Below are 583 nucleotides of genomic sequence, written 5' to 3' on the forward strand. Positions count from 1 at the left end.
TATCGAGGTTTGATAATTGCCGCGTAGCGATGCCAAAGACGGCGCAGCAAAACAACTGCTGATGCTCATGCCTAATAAAATCGCCGTGCTTAATAGCCGTTTGTTAGAGACGACTTTATGCCTTATTTTATATTTAACCTTCGCCATCATGCATAATCCTTTTATAGAATAAAAACTATATTTATAGAATAAATTATAACTTTATTTATTTGATTAAAGTTCATTATTTTATAAAAAAAGAATTTAAAATATTTTTTATTATTCAATATCAAATACTTATAAAAATAAAAATTATCTTTAGCAAAACTGGCACACCTTTAGCAACCTATAAAGTACAAACAAAAAGACATTCGCTAAGGAGACACTATGCAGCCTATCAATCACAACATCATGCAAGACGGCGGAACCCCAATCAGACTGTGGACCAAAGGCGTGCCTGTCGACCCAAAAGCCCACGACCAGCTGATCAAAGCCTCAAAAATGCCCTTTATTTATAAGTGGCTCGCGGTGATGCCTGATGTGCATGTCGGTATCGGCGCGACCATCGGTACGGTGCTGCCCACCAAAGAAGCGATTATCCCTG

The 583-nt window shown here is 38.1% G+C and carries 1 protein-coding gene; it reads left to right on the forward strand.

Features of this window, described 5'->3' with window-relative positions; genetic code table 11:
* Positions 1 to 366 precede the first annotated feature (366 nt).
* Positions 367 to 583: RtcB family protein (locus ACS8FC_RS19375; protein ID WP_439297988.1), on the forward strand; the 217-nt coding region annotated here is incomplete at its 3' end.

This window comes from Psychrobacter sp. 1Y4, assembly GCF_051847555.1.